The sequence below is a fragment of the Bradyrhizobium sp. UFLA05-108 genome (assembly GCF_059803455.1).
In genome coordinates this window covers 50,299-68,715 of the sequence record NZ_JBANAZ010000029.1, presented here as the reverse complement: position 1 = coordinate 68,715, position 18,417 = coordinate 50,299, and the positions used below count along the sequence as shown (strand labels likewise).

Sequence of the window (18,417 nt, the reverse complement as noted above, 5' to 3'; positions counted from 1 at the left end):
GGGACCAAAGCCCGTCAGGTCCGCCGTGCGGCCAGGACCAAATCGGCGGCGCGATCGCCGGACCGGACCGATCCCTCAATGGTTGCTGGCAATCCCGTAGCAGTCCAGTCGCCCGCAAGAAACAGGTTTTTCAGCGCGGTGACCGGCCCGGGACGCAAGGCATTCTGCTCGGGCGTGGCGGCAAAAGTGGCGCGGCGCTCGCGCACGATCTGCCAAGGGGGCAATTCGCCGGCAACGCCGCCCGCGTCGCAGACCTCGTTCCAGATCGTCTGCGCGAGTTCTTCGCGCGGCATCTCGACCAGCCGATCGCCATTGCTGATGGTGACTGACAACCGGTTCGGGAAGGCGAACAGCCATTCGACGACACCGCCGATCACGCCCAGGATGGGGGCCGAGCCCGGCGGCGGCTCAAAGCGGAAATGCGCATTCACGATGGCGCGGAATTGCGTCGGCGTCTTCAAGCCGGGCAGCAACGAGGCGGCGGCACGCGGCGGCACCGCCATCACGATCATATCGTCGGGCCCGATCGCGACGACATCCTCGCCGCCGAAATTGAGCGCGCTGACCTTGCCGTCCGTGGTCGCGTATGAGCGCAGCTCATGGCCGAGCTGCACGGAATGGCCGCGCTCGGCCAGGAACTTCACCGCGGGCTCGATCAGCACCGCGCTTAAGCCGTCGCGCGCAATCAGCGGCCGGCAGGCCTGGCCGCCGGCGAGCAGCGTCTCCCGCACGATCGCGCCAGCAAGGCCCGCCGAACCCTCGGGCGGATCGACGTTGAGCGCCGCGAGCAACAGCGGCTGCACCAGACGCTGATACAGCACGCCCTCGCAGGGGATCGACTTGCCGACCAGCGTCTCCTCCGACGCCCAGATCAGCGGCGCGAGCTTGAGATAGTCGGTCAGTCCGGTGTCGGGGACACGACGGCTCTCGTCGAATACCCAGCCCGGCAGACGGCTGTCGCCGAGATCGAGCTGCCAGCGCTGCCCCGTCTTCAGATCAACGAAGGGAAACTGCGCGCGCGCCGGGCCCACCAGCCCCGCCTCGGTGCCGATCGAGCGTGCATAGGCGAGCGCGTGGCGGTTGCCCGACAACAGGAGATGGTTGCCGTTGTCGATGACGAGATTGGTCGCGCCGTCGAAATAGGAGCGGCAGCGACCGCCGGCCTGCTGCGTCGCCTCGTGCACGGCGACCTGGAAGCCGGCATTGGCGAGCCGCACCGCGGCTGAGAGGCCGGAAATGCCGGCACCGATGATGTGAGCTGTCTTTTGCATCAGAAAAAAGCGTAGCGGAGAAGGATGGCGATACGTGCGGCCTTGGACACGCGCACGGGCGCGCGGGGCGCGGCAAAGCCGCGTTCCAGCAAGAGGTCCAGAATGGCGTGATAATATTTCGACATGATCCGTGGCGCACGCACCGCGCGGCGCTTGTTGCGCGCCATGATCTCATCCGACTTCTCGAAATGCGCCTGCGCGCGCTGGGCGAGCGGCAGGCAGACCTTCGGCAGCGCGCGTTCTGCGATCACGCGCTGCGGATCGCTGGAGGTGATGCCGGCATGCAGCAAGCCCTCGCGCGGCAGATAGAGCCGGCCGAGGCCAGCGTCCTCGTCGATGTCACGCAGGATGTTGGTGAGCTGGAGCGCGCGGCCCAGATGATGGGCGAGCAGGATGCCATCCTCTTCGGGCATGCCGAACACCCGCACCGACAGGCGTCCCACGGCACTCGCGACGCGATCGCAGTAGAGATCGAGGATCGCCATGTCAGGCGCGCGGATGTCCTGCGGCACGTCCATCTCCATGCCATCGACGATGGCGAGGAAATCCTCCCGCTTCAATCCGAAGGTCTTCACCGAGGCGACGTAGTCGGCGAGCCGTGGCGGCGGGTGGCCCTGATAGAGCGCATCGATGTCGTTGCGCCATTCCTGGAGCGCGGCGAGGCGCTCATCGCGCGGACCGTTGGAATCGGCGATGTCGTCGACCTGGCGGCAGAAGCTGTAGATCTGGAACATCGCCTCGCGCTGGTGGCGCGGCAGGATCCGCATCGCAGCGTAGAATGAGCTGCCGGATGCGGTCGAGCCATAATTGGCGCCGGGCGAGGTCGCCTCAAGCGTCATGGGCCGGCCCCGGATTGGAGATTGGCTTGCGCCCGAAGGCGCGACGACCGATTTCGCCGGCGATGCCGGCGAGGCTGAAGGTGAGGAGCTCGGCCTTGTTCAGATGCACGCGTTCGCGCAGGGGATCGCGCACCTTGAGCAGGCGCACGATGCGGTCGGCATAGGCCTGGATCACCGAGATATCGAGGCCGAGGCGGAAGTCCCGCACCTCGGCGGAAAGAGACTTGCTCTCGTTCAGGAGCTCTTCGTTGCGCGCGGCGAGCGCCTGGAGACAGGCCAGCATCTGCGGCGGCGAATGATCGCCGCCGAGCTGCTCGACCGACGCGCCGCTTGCGGCCAGCGCATCGCGCGGCAGGTAGACGCGGTTGAGCGCGCGAAAGTCCTTGCCGCAATCCTGGAGGTGATTATTGATCTGCAAGGCGGCGCAGAGTGCATCCGAAGCAACCCAGGTCGAGGTCGCCTCGCCGTGCACGTCGAGCATGAAGCGGCCGACCGGCATCGCCGAGTAGCGGCAATAGTGGATGACCTCATCCCAGGTCTCGTAGCGCAGCTTCGTCACGTCCATGCGGAACGCGATCAGCACGTCGAGCGCATGGCGCGGCGGCATGCCGCGCTCGGCCAGCGCTCGGCGGAGATTGACGGCCTCGGCCTGCGAGTTGCCGTTGCCGTTGAGCTCGGCCTCGAGCAGGTCGAGATAGGCGAGCTTCTCTTCAGCCGGCAACGTCGCATGGTCGGCGATGTCGTCGGCGGTGCGAACGAAATTGTAGAAGGCGAGGATCAGCGCGCGGTGACGCGGATGAATGATCCACGACGCGACGGGAAAATTCTCGTCGCGGTCACCCTTGCCGGATCGCAATTCGCTCGCAGTGGTCATCGAGGACTGGTTAACAATCGTCTGAACAGGAAGGCTTTTTTAGGCGCCCGGCCAAGCCGTCGCGGCCCCCATATAGGGGAATATGCCCGCAAAACCAACCTGTCTCGCGGGGTCCCCTGCCCTCGCGAATCGAGGTCGCCGCAAAGGCGGGCCCGTGAACGCTCCACGGGCCACGCGAAAGCTTATTGGTTGTGGGTCTTCAGGACCTGATCGCAAGCCTGCGAGATCTTGGCCCGATTCTCCTTCAGGCAGGCCAGAATCGTGAAATCGCCCTGATCGATGACCGGACGGCAGAACTTCTGCACGTCGCGCGTGCAGGCCTTCTGCTCTTCGGCCGTGCCGCGCCCCTGCTGGGGCTGCTGGGCGAACGCCGCGGTCGAAAGGGATGCCGACAGCAGGGTGAGAGCGAGGAGATATTTACGCATTGTAGTCCTTCATTCTGACGGCAGAATCTCTCCGTTCCCGGACAGCACAGGGCGGACGACCGGAACGGATTGTTCTGATGGCGTTGCCGCGGAGCGCGCAGCAGTGGAGACAGCACAAGCACTGGCAAATGCGGCCAAATTGGCACCGAATCCACCACATCGCGCCTTCGCACGGCTTTCATTGGCAGATGTAACAGATTGATACTATGAGATTATTTAGGCAGGCGGTGTTTTGCCATGGACCTGTTGCAGACATGCATCGCAAACCCTTGCAACGGCGTCGAAAAGACACAAGTGAAACCGCGCGCGGAACAGCGAAAAAGCAGCCGCAAGGGTTCGCCGTTCTGACACCTCGGGTGGTTATGGTTTGAACCTGCCAGCGGATGGGGACACTAAACCTTCGATGCGGCGAGACGTTCTATTAGGAGCGAACGTCATTCAGAAAACGGGATATTCGAACATGAAATTCTTTGGACGGTCTGGACTCGCGATCAAGGCGGCAGGCATTGGCGCCGCGCTGCTGTTCTCGGTTTCGGCGAGCCACGCTCAGTCGTCCGGCCCCTTTGCTGGCTTCGACGGCGCGTGGTCGGGCACCGGCACGGTGGCGCTGTCCGACGGCTCCACCGAGCGCATCCGCTGCAAGGCGGACTACAAGGTCGCGGCCAGCGGTCTCGGCCTGAAGCAGGCGCTGCACTGCGCCAGCGACAGCTACAAGTTCGACCTCACCAGCGACGTGACGAGCCAGGGCGACCGCATTTCGGGCAATTGGAGCGAAGCCAGCCGCAACATCTTCGGCAATCTGCAGGGCACCGCCGGCGGCGGCCAGATCGACGTGTTCGTCGAGGCCAACGGTTTTGCCGCCAACCTGACGCTGCGCACCAACGGCAACAAGCAGACGGTGCAGATCAGCTCCAAGGGCGAGATCCGCGGCGTCAACATCACCATGGTGAAGAGCTGAAGCGCTTCGCCTCACCCGACGAGCAGACAATATGGCCCCTGGTTCTCGCGAGCCGGGGGTTTTTCATGACATGAATTCTTCAACATGGACCCATTCGCAGAACCCCTGCTCAACCAAGCGCCCACTTAGCGGCAAGCACTACGACGAGACGGTCGGCTACCACCGCGGCATCGAGGCGACGCTTCTAGCGCGCAAACTCACGGTCTCGCACGAGACGCGGTACCGTGAGGACGACTTCAAATTCCAATCCGTACGGGATCGTCCGTATCGAGGCGTGAGCAAGAGGCGGCGCGAGCCGCTCCGGCTCAGATCGCGCGTTTGTCAGCCCCGTGAATCTTCTCGTGCAGGTTGATCAGCCACATCGCCGTCGGGCGCAGGATGAAGAGGTCGGCGACCAGCGCTGCCACCATCGAGAACGCGCTGAGCCAACCGAATAGCCGCAGCGACGGCAGATCGGAGAATACGGTGACGACGAGACCGCAGGCGAGCACCACGGTGGTCAAGATCAGCGCGGGGCCGACCAGCACGGTGGCGCGCTCCACCGCAAGCGCCGAGGAGACCCCGGGCTTGCTCTCCAGCCGCAGGCGATTGAGGAAGTGGATGGTCGCGGAAAGGCCCAGGCCGAACGAGACGGTCAGCGCCACGACGCTGGCGAATTGCAGCCCCTCGCCCATCGCCCACAGCACCGTTCCCGACATCACCACCGGGAAGATGCCCGGCAGGATGCAGGCGAACATCACCACCCAGGAGCGGAAGGCGAGGCCAATGAAGATCGCGACGAGCGCGAACTCGACGGTGAGCCCGCGGTTCAGCTTCTCGATCATGCTGGCCGAGTTGCGCGCGGCGATAGCCGCAAGGCCGGTCACCGCGACCTCGTAGCCGGGATGCTTCTTGCGGACGGCATCGAGCTCCTGGTCGAGCTTGTCGACGATAGGCAGGAGCTGACTGGAATCCTTGTCCGGCACGCGGCCTGCGACCACGACTGCGTCCTGCTCGGCATCGATGAACCGTCGCACCAGATGCTCGGGAATGACGTTCACATATTCCTTCAGCGTCGCGACGTCCGAGCTGCCCGCCTTTTCCGACAGCCAGCGGCGCAGCGTCTCCAGCGACCAGACGTTACCGACGCCGGCCGCCTTCTCCACGGTCGCGTGCACGTCGGCAATGGTTTCCAGCGTCTCTGCCGAATAGAGCGTTTCACCCTTGGGGAACGTGATCAGGACGTTGACGGGATTGGCGCCGGTCAGCTTGGCGTCGAGCCGGTTGCTGGCGGCCACGGCCTGGCGCTTGTCCGGCACCTGATCGGCAAGGCGGTAGCGTGGCTGGAGGTTGGCGTAGATGACGCCGAGGCTCGCTACGAACAGCACCGCGATCAGGCTGAACAGTCCGGGCCGACCCACCATGCGCACCGCGATCCAGTAGCAGAAGTTGCGCAGCGCCTGCACGCCGGCGTCCGCGCTCTGGAATTTGACGGCAAAGATCTTTTCGTTGCGCACGAACAGAACGCCGAACACCGGCACCAGCGACAGCACCGTAACCAGCGCGATGATGGTCGCAGCCAATCCCGCCTCGCCGAATTTGCGGATCAGGTCGGAGTCGGAGAATTGCAGCGCGATAAAGGAAATGCCGGCGGTGCCGTGCGTCAGCACGCAGGCAGGTCCGACCACCAGCACCGCATTCTTGAACGCGGTGAACTTGTCCTGCCCTGCGATCAACCGGTCGCGCGCGGCGAAGGTGAGCTGCATCGAGTCCGAGAAGCTGATGACCATGATGAGCGGCGTCATCACGTTCAGGAACATGTTGAGATTGAAGTTGGCCCAGCCGAGCGCGCCCAGCGCCAGGAGGATCGCGATCATCGGCGGGAACGCCGCCACCACCATGAAGGAGATTTTTCGGAAGAAGATGATGGCGATGATGCAGCCGGCGAGAATGCCGAGGATGTTGTAGGTCAAGCCGTCGCGCTCGACCGCGTTGCGGATCTCGAGCTGCATCACCGGCACGCCGGAGAGCTGCACGCTGAGCCCGGTGTCGCCGAGATCCTCCTTCATCAGCGCGCGGATGTCGCCGACGACCTTGCCGAGCTTGCTCGAGGCAACCACCTCCGGATCGAGGGAGAGCACGACCAGCGCGAGGGTGCCGTCCTCCGACAACAGCTTGCCGCGGATGATCTCGTTGCTTTTGACGGTCTCGATGAACTTGTCGTAGGCGGCGCCTTCGGGCAGCTCGGCCGGGAACAGCGCGGCGGGCAGCTTGCCTGGCGCCGGCGCCTGGCGCGCGGAGAACAGCGAAACGAGGCCACGCGTGCCTTCGACGAGCTGCATGTCGGTGATGAAGTCGCGCAGCTTCATGAGATTCTCGCGCGCCAGTAGGTTCTTGCCCTCGATGACCACGAGGACGTCGAACTCCTCGGCCGGGAACTTCTTGGTCACTTCCTCGTACTGGTGGAATTCGCGGCTGTTGGACCGGAACAGCTGCGACAGCGAATCGTCGATCTTGATCCGCTCGATGCCGAAGACGGCCCCGACGATCAGTGCGATGAGGATCAGGCAGGACAGGACCGGCGCGCGGACGGCGATCAGTCCGATGCGTTCGAGTCCAAAAGCGATGGAGGACGAAGGTCCCTGCTCGACCTTGTCGACATGAACCTCACTCTCGCTGTGCTTTTCGAGCATGCCTTGTCCAGTTCCTAAATCGGCTCGGTCGGTGAGCTTATGCGTCCCGCATATCGGCCTGAAACGCCATACAGATGGGAGGCTTGCCCTTTGAAAATGCGCGGGAAATCGCCGCGAGGGGTTTAGCAGGTCGGCACGGCCCCTCGCAAGCACACGCTGGGCAACAAAATCGATCAAGATGCGGCAATTTCGGCTCTTGATGGCTCATTCCGGCAGCGCTGCGCCGATTCGCGCCGGGGGATCGCCACTCTCGTCCTTCAGCGCCACGCCGGTCACGCCCCGCGACAGGCCTGCGCGGACCAGCCAGGCGATCTTGAAGGCCGCCTCGCCATAACTGAGCCCAGCCTGATGGATGTTGGAGACGCAATTGCGCTCGGCATCGCTACGGCCAGGCTTGGGCGCAAAGGTCAGGTAAGCCCCGAGGCTGTCAGGAGCCGACAATCCCGGTCGCTCGCCAATCAGCATCACGACCATGGATGCACCGAGAATGGCGCCGATCTCGTCGCCCAGCGCGACACGGGTGCCTGAGGCGACAATGATGTGGCCGACCGCGACAGGCGGCGCATCGGCGAGGGCCGGCAGCAGCGCGCGCAACAACCCAACCGCGTGCGCATGCACCGCCGTTGGCGACAATCCATCGCCGATCACGATCGCAATCCGGCCGCGGTCCGCGGCGCGCACCGCGAGATGCTCGGCGCAGGTCGGATCGAGCTGGCGTCCGAGGTCCGGACGCCGCAGATAGTCGCCGCGATCGGCGGCGCGGCTCCTCGTCGCAAGGATGGGAACGCCGAACTCGGCTAGCTCCGCGATCATCCGCTCGACGTCGAAGACGGCATGCACGGCGTCGCGGGCGCGCGCGTGATCGAGCGTGAAGTCGAGCAGCGGCTTGGTCGGCAGGCTCGCCCCACTGCGCCCGAGCGCCACACGCGCGGGTGTTAGCGTCCGCAGGTCCAGGGTCGGGCGGTTCGGGACGGATGGGCTAGACATGTCGCGTCATTCGGCGGGAACGGATGCCTCGCGCAGCCGCAGCGAGTAGTTCGACGCGTTCTGCTGGCCGCTCGATGCCGCGCGCGCGAAGGTGATGAGATGATGCGCGATCATGGTGCAGCCGATCAGGCCTTCGAGATCGCCGCGCCTGATCCGGCCCAGCGCAAACTTCCAGAATACGCGTTTGTAGTCGCCGAGCACGCCGACCTTCCAGAAGATGTTGCGCAGCATGACGAGACCGCGCCTGATATTGGGCCAGGTCTTCATCTCCGCAGGCACCGGCACCCTGAGGCGGTTGGCATAGGTGTAGTCGCACTGGTGCTGATAGCGCGCATAGACCTTCTCGGGCGCGTAGGCCCGCTCCATGCAGAACTTCCAGGACGCCACGACATCATCATAAGGCAACAGGAAGTTGACGTTGGAATCGCGGCCCTCGTCGTTGATCAATCGGCCCTCGCGCTCGAGCCGGTCCCACAGCGGCGTCTTGGGCAGCGCCTGAAGCAGATTGATGGTGAGCAGCGGGATGCGGGATTCATCGACAAAGGAAAGCAGCGCATCCGACGTATTCGGCTTGTCGGTGTCGAGCCCCATGATGATGCCGGACACCACTTCCATCCCGTAGGAGTTGATGGTGCGCACGCCCTCCAGGATCGGGACCATCATGTTGTGGTCCTTCTGCATCGCGTGCAGCGCATCGGGATCGGGCGTTTCGATGCCGCAGAAGATGGTGATGAAATAGGCCTCGCGCATCTTCTCGAGGATCTCGGGGCGCTTGGCGATGTTGAGCGTCGCCTCGCAGGCGAGCCGCATCACGTAGCCGGTCTTCTTCTGCCACTCGATCAGGTGCGGCAGCAGGTCCATCGCCGCCTTGCGGTTGCCGATGAAATTGTCGTCGACGAAATAGACCGTGTCGGTCATGCCGCATTCGCGCAGGCGGTCGAGCTCGGCGATGATCTGCTGCGGCGTCTTGATGCGCGGATTGCGGCCATAGAGGCCGGGGATGTCGCAGAACTCGCACTGATAGGGACAGCCGCTGGAATACTGGATGCTGCCGAGGAAATACTTCTTCACCTCCGCAAGCTCGTAGGCGGGGATCGGAAATTCCGTCATCGGGACGCGATCGTTGGTCGTCAGCACCACCTGCTGCGCCGGGCGCGCGGTCTCGCGCGACAAGATCGCGATCAGCTCATTGGTGGCATCGCCGAGCTCGCCGACATGGAGATAGTCGAAAGACGGATAGTAATCCGGGCAGGCGCTGACCGAGGGGCCGCCGAGCGCGACGGGCAAATCGTGCTCATGGGCGCGGCGGCAGATATCGTTCATCTGCTGGCGCTGGATGTGCATGCCGCTGACGAAGACCGCTTCCGCCCATTCGAACTCTTCCTCCGTCGTCGGACGCAGGTTCTCGTCGACGAACTTCACCTGCCATTCCCTGGGCAGATAAGCGGAGATGAGCAATAGCCCCTGCGGCGGCATGAAGGCCCTGACGCCGTCGGTCAGGGGATAGGCATGTTCGAATGTACCGAAGGACGAGGTGTAACGCGGGAAGACACAGAGAATATGCCGGATCGTTCCGTTGCTTTCAGCGCGCATCGAGCTTCCCCCAACGACTTCCTACAAACCGTGCAGAATAGACATCAAGACACATAACGTAACGCTGGGCCCGAAATTCCTCAATATTGTGGCATGGGCCTAATTCATGAGACGCACCAATGGTTTCCTCGGTTCATGCCGATTGTCTGTGACCATGCGAAATTTGGGCCGGCTCAGGCGATCAACCGCGAGGCAAAATCGGGTAGCAGCCCCGCATCGCGAGCAAGCCGGAAATCGGCACCCGCAATCCCGCTCTTCGCCAGCCAATCGTCGAATTCCGGCGCGCGGTGCAGGCCGAAGACGTCGCGGACATAGAGCGCGTCATGGAAGGAGGTCGACTGGTAGTTCAGCATGACGTCGTCGGCGCCCGGCACCCCCATGATGAAGGTGACGCCGGCGGCAGCGAGCAGCGTCAGGAGATTGTCCATGTCGTCCTGGTCCGCCTCGGCATGGTTGGTGTAGCAGATGTCGACCCCGAGCGGCAGGCCGAGCAGCTTGCCGCAGAAATGATCCTCCAGCCCAGCGCGGATGATCTCCTTGCCGTCATAGAGATATTCCGGACCAATGAAGCCGACCACGCTGTTGACCAGCAGAGGGCGATACGCGCGGGCGACCGCATAGGCGCGCGCCTCGCAGGTCTGCTGGTCGACGCCGTGATGGGCATTGGCCGACAACGCCGAGCCCTGGCCAGTCTCGAAATACATCACGTTCTGCCCGACTGTGCCGCGCCTCAGTGACAGCCCTGCCTCGTTCGCTTCCCGGAGCAAAGCGAGATCGATACCGAAGCTGCGGTTGGCAGCCTCAGTCCCGGCGACCGACTGGAACACCAGGTCGACCGGTACGCCCTGCCCGATCAGCGACAACGTCGTCGTCACATGGGTGAGCACGCAGCCCTGGGTCGGGACGTTCAGCCGCGCGATGATCTCGTCCAGCAGCCGCAGCAACTGGCCGATGGTCGCAGGGTCGTCGCTCGCCGGGTTGATGCCGATGCAGGCATCGCCCGCGCCGAGCAGGATGCCGTCGAGGATCGAGGCCGTGATGCCCTTGGCGTCGTCGAAGGGATGGTTGGGCTGGAGGCGTGTGCTCATCCGCCCCTTCAGGCCGATGGTGTTGCGGAACGATGTGATCACCTCGCATTTGCGCGCCGCCAGGATCAGGTCCTGGTTACGCATGAGCTTCGACACCGCGGCCGCCATCTCCGGCGTGATGCCGTGGGCCAGCTTTCGCAAACCTTCCGTCGTCGCGGCGTCGGACAGCAGCCAGTCGCGGAAACCGCCAACGGTGAGCGCGGCCACCGGCGCGAAGGCCTTTGCATCGTGGGTGTCGATGACGAGGCGCGTGACCTCGTCGGCCTCATAGGGGATCACGGCCTCCCGTAGGAATTGGCTCAGCGGAACGTCGGCAAGCGCCATCCGCGCCGCGATCATCTCTTCGGCGCTGGCAGCCGCGATCCCGGCCAGCCGGTCACCGGAGCGCGGCGGGGTCGCCTTGGCCAGCAGGTCACGCAGATCAGCGAAGACATAGCTCGTCGCATCGATGGTGTGGCGGTAGACCAAAAGCTCCTCCGGCGTCAGTCGGCCAATGGCCGACGCAGGATCCATCTTGCCCCAAGGTGTACGAGCCCGGCGGCATTGGTGCATGCCGATCTTTGCAGCATGGCATGCCAATCCCGGAAGGCGCCTTGCCGAAAATCGACGACTCCGGCAAGAGACTGATATTCCTTATATTTTCTACGACCAAGGTCTGAGGTGCAACCCTTGCGCGTTAACGCTGCGTCCACCTTCATTCTGCATAGTTTTGTATCAATTTTACCGTTCGTGCTTACTGATCGCACGTAGGCCATTCGGGTCTCTGGAAGCCATGATAATCGACCGAACTGGGAATGCTGCCGGCCTGGCAGGCCGTTTCACGCTCGCCACTAGGCTCTATTCGATCTTCGCGCTGTTCGCGCTGCTCACCGCCGCAATCGCTCTGCTGTCAGATTACAACAGCCGCCGCGGCGCCGAGCTCACCGCCGCGATTGAGACCGCGAATGCGGCGGCGCTGAACGTCGAGCGCGTCAACTCACTAGTATACGCCGTGGTGATGGAATCCCGCGGCGTCTACATGTCGACGGATCCAAAGGCCGTGAAGAAGTTCGGGGACGGCCTGCTCAAGTTCAACGACGAGATCCTCGGCGTGGTGAAGGGCTGGGAAGCCATCGTCAGGACCGACGATGCCGAACAGTTCGCAACGTTCAAGAAGCGCATCGAGCAATTCATCGATTTCCGGAAAGAACTGGTTCGCCGCGCCTATGAGATCGGTCCGGCTGCTGGTCGCGAATGGGGTGACAACGACGCAAATCGCAGCGTGCGGTCGGCGTTGAACAAGGATCTCGAGGCGCTGTCCAAAGTCTATGCCCAGCGCGCCAAGCAGATTGCGCAGGAGACCGAGACCACTCGCATGCTCTCCTTCGTGCTGACGTGCCTTGGCGGCGTCGCGCTGGCGCTCGTCGTGATCGGCATCGTCATCATCGCGCGCTCGATCGCGCGACCGCTCTCGACGATCACCGCGACCATCAAGCAGGTCGCCGACGGCGAAGAGAACGTCGTGGTGCCGCATACCGAGCGTGCGGACGAAATCGGCGCGCTGGCGCGCGCGATCCGGATCTTCCAGGAGGCAATGGACAGCAATCGCAACCTCGCCTCTCAGGTCTCCCAGGACTCCGCGGCACGCGACGAGCGCGCCCGCCATATCGAGACCTCGGTCGAGACCTTCCGCGAAGCGATCGGCGCGGTCATGCGGGGCCTCGCCGACAACGCGTCCGCCATGCGCGAGACCGCGCAGACCATCACCCGCGTCACGGCAGATGCGAGCACACGCGCCGGCACGGCGGCGAGCGCCACCGAGCAGGCCTCGCACAACGTCACGGCGGTGGCGGGTGCGGCAGAAGAGCTGTCGGCCTCGGTCGAGGAGATCGGCCGTCAGGTGCGGCAATCGGCGAGCGCCGTCGAGCAGACCGGCCAGCGCACCGAGAAATCGATCTCCGAGATCGAGAGCCTGGCTGCCGCCACACAGCGCATCGACGGCGTGCTCAATTTGATCCAGGCGATCGCCGAGCAGACCAACCTCCTCGCGCTCAACGCTACCATCGAAGCGGCGCGCGCCGGCGACGCCGGCCGCGGCTTTGCCGTTGTCGCCCATGAAGTCAAGGCGCTCGCCGGGCAGACCGCGAAGGCGACCGCCGAGATCAGCGAGAACGTCGGCATGATCCAATCCTCGACCCGAAACGCGGTCGAGGCCGTGCGTGAGATTGGCGGCGCGGTACGCGAGATCAACGACGTGACCTCGGCGATTGCCGGTGCGGTCGGCCAGCAGGATGCCGCGACCCGCGAAATCTCCGCCAACGCGCAGTCCGCTGCGCAAGGCAACGAGACGCTGGTCGCCAACATCACCTCGCTCCGCGACGCCATCGGCGAGACGGACGCCGCAGCAACCTCCGTCCTGACCGCGGCCAGCGGCCTGACCGCAACGGCTGAAACGTTGTCGCGCGAGGTGGAGAAGTTCTTCCAGAATTTGCGCTCGGGACCCGCTGAGCGCCACATCGCCAAGGCGAGCTAGCTCTTCGCATCAGCCGACGCTGCGCCACGAGCCCTTGTAGGAGCGTCGCAGCAGCGCGAACAGGCTGCCACCGGTCGCAGCTCCAAGCAGGTAGACGACGACGGAGAGCAGCGCGAGCGGCAGGCTGAGGTTCAGCCTGAAGAACGAGACGGTCACGGTCTCGAAATTCTGCGCGGCGAACACCACGATCGCGACCGCGAACAGGATGATGATGGCGAGATAGACCCAGCGCATGAAACGCTCCCCTTTGACCGCGCGGAGAATCGCGCGGTCAACCGCGACCTAAAATCGACCCGTTCTCGCGCGCCTTAAGTGCTGCGCCGCAGGCTGAAGCCGAGGCTCAGCCAGCCCGCGCCGGCAAAGATCAGGTCGATGCCGAGGAACAGGCCGAGGATATAGACGCTGTTGACCGGCCAGCGCGCCAGGATCAACAGGCCGAGCAACAGGGTGATGACGGCCGAGATCGCGACCCAGATCCAGGGGCTCTCCCGCTTCATGCTGAAGGCGAGAAACAGCCTGACGACGCCGGAAGCGATCAGCGAGGCGCCCAGGAACAGGGTCAGCAGGACCGCGGCGAACAGCGGGTTCTCGAAGGTCAAAAAGCCCGCGATGACGTAGAGCACGCCGAGCAGCGCCCAGATCAGAAACTTGCCCCAGCTCTTCATCTGGAACGCGCCGATGACCTCGGTCACGCCGGCCACGATCATCATCACGCCGACCACGAGGACGCTTGCGACCGTCGCCATCACCACGCTGCCGAGCGCAATGAAGCCGGCAATGAGGTAGACGACGCCGAGCGCGACGATCCAGCCCCATTTCGGGCGCAGCGCCGCGATGCCGGAGCCCAAGCCTAGGCTGTGAGACATATCCGAAGCAGTTGTCATGACGGTTACTCCTACAAGCGAACCCCCACGGCACACGTCAGGATAGCATGGGCCAGGCGGGGACGACAGCCAGAAGAGCAGCCGCCCCCGGCGCCGCCGTTGATGCAGGTCAAGGCCGCCAGGGCACGCTTCACGCGCGCGGCCGCTCCATTTCAAGCTCGGCCTTCAAACTATCGAGGTCGCGATAAATTGAAGCGACCGCCAGCACGCGCCCCCCTTTCCGATACCGGAGCAGGCAGTCCCTGCCCGTGATGCTACCGTCGATCTTGATGTCATCCCAACCTTCGGCGTGGCCGACATAGTTGATCGGCACGTCATAGTGCTGGCTCCAGAAGAACGGCACGGCGTCGTGGCGCTCGCGCGCGCCGAGCATGTTGCGCGCCGCGGTCTGGCCCTGCCGCTCGGCAACCACCCAATGTTCGACGCGGATGCTGGCTTGCGAATGCGGATCCGGCCAGCGCGCGATGTCGCCGGCCGCAAAGATGCCGGGCGCACTGGTTTCGAGGTAAGCATCGACCTTCACACCACGATCGATCGCAAGCCCGGCCCCCTCGGCCAGTTCTAGGCGCGGCTTGACGCCGATGCCGACCACCACGAGGTCCGCCTCGATCACGCTGCCACTTTTTAGGTGGGCGCGGCGGCCGTCGAGCTTCTCCACGCCGTCCTTGAGGTGGAAATGGACGCCGTTCTCTTCATGAAGCGCGCGAACGAAATCGCCCATCTCACGCCCCAGGATGCGCTCCATCGGCAGCTCCTCCGGCGCGACGACATGAACCTCGAGCTTGCGCGCCCGCAGGGAGGCCGCGACTTCGAGGCCAATGAAGCTCGCCCCGATCACCAGCGCGCGTTTCGTGCTGCCGGCTGCCGTGATGATGGCACGACTGTCGGCGACCGATCGCAGGGTGTGGACATGCGGCTGGTCGCTGCCCGGAATTTTCAACTTAACGGGCTCGGCGCCGGTCGCCAGCAGCAGCCGGTCGAACGGCATCTTGTCGCCGTTGCTCAATGTCACATGACGTTGCTTCGTATCGAGCGCGGCGACTGACGTGTCGAGCCTGAGATCGATGCCTGCGTCTGCATAGTAATCCTCCGGCCGGAGCGGCAGCCAATCCTCCGGCGCATTGCCGGCCAGATAGTCCTTGGACAGGTTCGGCCGGTCGACCGGCAACGCACTGTCGTTGCTCAGCATGGTGATGCCGCCGGCAAATCCTTCACGGCGGAGCATTTCGGCCGCGGCAAATCCTGCCGCGCCGCCACCGACGATGACGAACCGGTCCGGCGTCGGCGCGGTGCGGTGCGGCACGGCTTGTGGTGGCGCCTCTCGCTTGCGGCGCACGACGATCCTGTCCTTCTCGCGTTCGACCTCCCAGACCGCCAGCGCATTCAGCGCCGGCGCCGCGACCGCCTCGCCGGTGCGCAGCGAGAAGCAGGCGTGGTGCCAGGGACAGCGGATGGTGTCGTCGACCACGAGCCCTTCGGCGAGCGGACCGTGATAGTGCGTGCAAGCGGGCTCGATCGCCACGACCTCGGCGCCGAGCTGGACGAGGAGAACATCTTCGTCACCGACATGACCGAGCAGCTTGCCGTCGTTGAAATCGGCGAGGTTCACGCCCTTGCTCAGATCGGGTCCGCTCGGCTTCTTCTCGTCGTTCATGCGCCGTCTCCCGTGGCTTTGCGTCTCAATCGTCCGAGTTGGCGAGGCCAAGCAGTTCCTGCCGCGTCAACGCGTTGTCGCGAAACACGCCGAGCATGCGGCTGGTGACGAGATCGGTGCCCGGCTTGTGCGCACCGCGCGTGGTCATGCAATGGTGCGTCGCCTTGATGATCACACCGACGCCTTGCGGCCTGAGCACGTCATTGATCGAGTTGGCGATCTGCGCCGTCATCTTCTCCTGGATCTGGAGACGCCTGGCGTAGATGTCGACGACCCGCGCGAGCTTGGAGATGCCGACGACACGACCCTGCGGGATATAGGCGACCCAGGCACGTCCGACGATCGGCGCCATGTGGTGCTCGCAATGGCTCTCGAAGCGAACGCCGCGCAGCACGATCATCTCGTCATAGCCCTCGATCTCCTCAAAAGTCTTTTGCAGGATTTCGGTCGGGTCCTGCGTGTAGCCAGTAAAATACTCCCGGAACGCGCGCGCCACCCGGTCCGGCGTCTCGCGCAAACCGTCGCGTGCGGGATCATCGCCCGCCCAGCGGATCATGGTGCGAACCGCATCCTCGACCTCCGCCTGGCTTGGCATGCCCGCCGGCGCCTGCGCGAGTGCAACGCGTTCCAGCCGTCGCGCCTGTCGTTCCATGTGAACTCCTCCCCCTGACCAGCCGCAACAATCGCGTCGCGGTACCAAGGCTTGGACGGCGCCAACGGAAAAAGGTTCCCGGGACGAGGAAAAATCAGAACGGCTCGGAACCAGACTTAACCGTCTGCGGCCCTGCAGAGGTCGAGGACGGCCTGCGTCCATTCGGCGGGCCGCTCCTGCGGCAGATTGTGACCTGCCCCGTTGAACACGCGCCGCTCGAAAAAGCCCTCGAACTTGCGCGCGTGATGCGCGGTGCCACGAATGACGCCGTCGTGATCACCGTCGATCGCGATCGTCGGCACGCGGATCGGCGGCTGCGCGGCAAGCTGTGCCTCGATTGCCGCATAGGCGGGATCGCCTTCCACCAGCGCATAGCGATGCCGGTAGGAGTGGATCACGACGTCGACGAAGTCCGGATTGTCGAAGGCGGCTGCACTTCTGTCGAACGTCGCATCATCGAACGCCCAGGTCGGCGACCACATCGACCAGAGCTGGCGGGTAAAGCCGCGCCGGTTGCGCTCGAGCGCGCGGCGCCCGCGCTCGTTGTGAAAGAGATATTGATACCAGAGCGCGGCTTCTTCCGGCGGCGACGCCGGCTCCATCGACCGCGCGATGTTCTGGATGTTGTACGAATTGCCGGAGACGAGCCCGACCACGCGCTCCGGATGGAGCGCCGAGACCACGCAGGCCGCGCGCCCGCCCCAGTCATAACCGCCGACCACCGCACGTTCGATCTTCAGGGCATCCATGAAGGCCAGGAGGTCAGCGCCGAGCGCCGCCTGCTCGCCCGAGCGCAACGTCTGGTCGGACAGAAATCGCGTCCCGCCGTAGCCGCGCAGCCACGGCACCAGCACCCGCGCGCCGGATCGTGCGATCAGGGGCGCGCTCTCCGCATACGCGTGGACGTCGTAGGGAAAGCCGTGGCCCATGATGCAGGGCCAGCCATCCGGCGCGCCAAATTCGAGATAGGCGATCTCGAGGACGCCGGTGGTTACTGTTTTTGGCTGCATTCTTGCGACAATCCTCTTGCAATCTAGCCGTAGTCTGGATGAAGCGCAGCGTAGTCCGGGACTCGCGAGCGCCGGCGTCCCAGCATTCCGCTTCGCTCCATGCGGGCTACAAGGTGCGGCCTACTTCTGCGGCCCCGACAGCGAGATGTCGCGCTCGGCGCGGAATACGTTGGCATAGAGGTTGGCGATCCACTGTCGGCCGATGTCGGTCTGGTTGAGATAGCCGATCTCGGTCTGGATATGCGGCGCGACGCTATCCCAATAGAATTGCGGATAGCGATGCACGATGTCAGCAGGCGAATCATAGCCGAGTTGGCGGTTGATGCCGACCTCCTCGAATTCGTAGTAGAGCGCGTTGGCCTTGCGCAGGTAATTGGGATCACCGAGTTGGCCGATGAAATCGGCGGCGCGCAGGATCGAGGCGTCGGCGTCGTACTCCTGGCCGTTCCGGGCCGGAAACCGCGTGCCCTCGATGGCGCGCGCGATGCGCTCGCGGTCGAGACCGGAGATCGGCGCCAGCCGCCGCATCACATAAAGCTTCGAGCGGTCGACGTGATAGGACATCAGGCTCGCATCGGATGCGCCGCGTGGCAGGGACACCTTCGTGCCGACCTCATCGATCACAAAACCGTCGTTGTCATCCTCCTCGAACAGGCCACGTACATAGCCGATGTCGTGGGCAAGGCAGGCGATCAGAACATGGATGTAATCTTCCGCCGACAGGTGCGCATGGAGATTGCGGCCACTGAGGATAGCTTGGCCGGCCAGCGTCACCAGCATCGTATGCTCGATATTGTGGTAGAGCGCATCACTATTGCCGATGCACTCCATCGCCGTACGCGTCGCGATCTCCATGACTCTCGCATGGGACTCGTCGAACCGGCGGCGCATGAACGAGCCGAGCAGCTTTTCCAGAGATTCGGCAGCCAGTCTCGGTAACGTGATCATGGATGCAGCCCCGTCGTCGGTGGTGTCCCCACGCCAACTCCTGACGCCTC

Annotated in this window: 16 protein-coding genes; 2 read left to right on the top strand and 14 right to left on the bottom strand. The window is 64.3% G+C overall.

What is annotated here, in order from left to right; genetic code table 11:
* Positions 1 to 14: 14 nt before the first annotated feature.
* The 4 genes from hpnE to SO140_RS21860 form a co-directional block, all read right to left on the bottom strand.
* Positions 15 to 1,271: a hydroxysqualene dehydroxylase HpnE gene (gene hpnE, locus SO140_RS21875; RefSeq protein ID WP_449379575.1), complete on the bottom strand. Its 1,257-nt coding sequence runs from the start codon at positions 1,269 to 1,271 to the stop codon at positions 15 to 17.
* The gene (hpnD, locus tag SO140_RS21870) at positions 1,271 to 2,110 is read right to left on the bottom strand and encodes a presqualene diphosphate synthase HpnD (protein ID WP_449379576.1); all 840 of its coding nucleotides are present in this window, start codon (positions 2,108 to 2,110) and stop codon (positions 1,271 to 1,273) included. The genes hpnE and hpnD overlap by 1 nt, the downstream gene beginning before the upstream one ends.
* Entirely contained in the window at positions 2,100 to 2,984 is an 885-nt protein-coding gene (gene hpnC, locus SO140_RS21865; RefSeq protein WP_449379577.1) for a squalene synthase HpnC, read from the bottom strand. The genes hpnD and hpnC overlap by 11 nt, the downstream gene beginning before the upstream one ends.
* A 182-nt stretch (positions 2,985 to 3,166) precedes the next feature.
* Positions 3,167 to 3,409: a hypothetical protein gene (locus tag SO140_RS21860; RefSeq protein ID WP_027528198.1), complete on the bottom strand. Its 243-nt coding sequence runs from the start codon at positions 3,407 to 3,409 to the stop codon at positions 3,167 to 3,169.
* 460 nt (positions 3,410 to 3,869) lie between these two features.
* On the opposite strand from SO140_RS21860, the gene SO140_RS21855 reads away from it, so the two are divergent.
* Positions 3,870 to 4,367, top strand: coding sequence for a hypothetical protein (locus tag SO140_RS21855; RefSeq protein WP_027528199.1), 498 nt, complete (start codon positions 3,870 to 3,872; stop codon positions 4,365 to 4,367).
* Between the two features lie 305 nt (positions 4,368 to 4,672).
* Here the strand turns inward: SO140_RS21855 and SO140_RS21850 are convergent, their stop codons facing one another.
* The 4 genes from SO140_RS21850 to SO140_RS21835 form a co-directional block, all read right to left on the bottom strand.
* Positions 4,673 to 7,039, bottom strand: coding sequence for an efflux RND transporter permease subunit (locus SO140_RS21850; protein ID WP_449379578.1), 2,367 nt, complete (start codon positions 7,037 to 7,039; stop codon positions 4,673 to 4,675).
* 204 nt (positions 7,040 to 7,243) lie between these two features.
* Positions 7,244 to 8,026, bottom strand: coding sequence for an ethanolamine ammonia-lyase subunit EutC (eutC, locus tag SO140_RS21845; RefSeq protein ID WP_449379579.1), 783 nt, complete (start codon positions 8,024 to 8,026; stop codon positions 7,244 to 7,246).
* 6 nt (positions 8,027 to 8,032) lie between these two features.
* Positions 8,033 to 9,619 carry a B12-binding domain-containing radical SAM protein gene (locus SO140_RS21840; protein ID WP_449379580.1) on the bottom strand — a complete coding sequence of 529 codons (1,587 nt, stop codon included), beginning with the start codon at positions 9,617 to 9,619 and terminating at the stop codon, positions 8,033 to 8,035.
* A 173-nt stretch (positions 9,620 to 9,792) separates the two neighbouring features.
* Positions 9,793 to 11,175, bottom strand: a complete 1,383-nt coding sequence (locus tag SO140_RS21835) for an ethanolamine ammonia-lyase subunit EutB (protein WP_449379632.1) — start codon at positions 11,173 to 11,175, stop codon at positions 9,793 to 9,795.
* Positions 11,176 to 11,479: 304 nt separating this feature from the next.
* On the opposite strand from SO140_RS21835, the gene SO140_RS21830 reads away from it, so the two are divergent.
* A complete protein-coding gene (locus tag SO140_RS21830; RefSeq protein WP_449379581.1) occupies positions 11,480 to 13,219 on the top strand; it encodes a methyl-accepting chemotaxis protein in 1,740 nt (579 codons plus the stop codon).
* A gap of 9 nt (positions 13,220 to 13,228) precedes the next feature.
* Here SO140_RS21830 and SO140_RS21825 read toward each other — a convergent pair whose 3' ends face one another.
* The 6 genes from SO140_RS21825 to SO140_RS21800 form a co-directional block, all read right to left on the bottom strand.
* Positions 13,229 to 13,453 carry a LapA family protein gene (locus SO140_RS21825; RefSeq protein WP_449379582.1) on the bottom strand — a complete coding sequence of 75 codons (225 nt, stop codon included), beginning with the start codon at positions 13,451 to 13,453 and terminating at the stop codon, positions 13,229 to 13,231.
* A 74-nt stretch (positions 13,454 to 13,527) separates the two neighbouring features.
* The gene (locus SO140_RS21820) at positions 13,528 to 14,103 is read right to left on the bottom strand and encodes an HdeD family acid-resistance protein (RefSeq protein WP_449379583.1); all 576 of its coding nucleotides are present in this window, start codon (positions 14,101 to 14,103) and stop codon (positions 13,528 to 13,530) included.
* A gap of 130 nt (positions 14,104 to 14,233) precedes the next feature.
* Complete coding sequence (locus tag SO140_RS21815; protein ID WP_449379584.1) at positions 14,234 to 15,757, bottom strand: FAD-dependent oxidoreductase; 1,524 nt, start codon at positions 15,755 to 15,757, stop codon at positions 14,234 to 14,236.
* Positions 15,758 to 15,782: 25 nt separating this feature from the next.
* Positions 15,783 to 16,409: a GTP cyclohydrolase I FolE gene (gene folE / locus SO140_RS21810; RefSeq protein ID WP_449379585.1), complete on the bottom strand. Its 627-nt coding sequence runs from the start codon at positions 16,407 to 16,409 to the stop codon at positions 15,783 to 15,785.
* A 116-nt stretch (positions 16,410 to 16,525) separates the two neighbouring features.
* Positions 16,526 to 17,419 carry an alpha/beta fold hydrolase gene (locus SO140_RS21805; protein WP_449379586.1) on the bottom strand — a complete coding sequence of 298 codons (894 nt, stop codon included), beginning with the start codon at positions 17,417 to 17,419 and terminating at the stop codon, positions 16,526 to 16,528.
* 120 nt (positions 17,420 to 17,539) lie between these two features.
* Positions 17,540 to 18,367: a metal-dependent phosphohydrolase gene (locus SO140_RS21800; RefSeq protein WP_449379587.1), complete on the bottom strand. Its 828-nt coding sequence runs from the start codon at positions 18,365 to 18,367 to the stop codon at positions 17,540 to 17,542.
* Positions 18,368 to 18,417: the final 50 nt, after the last annotated feature.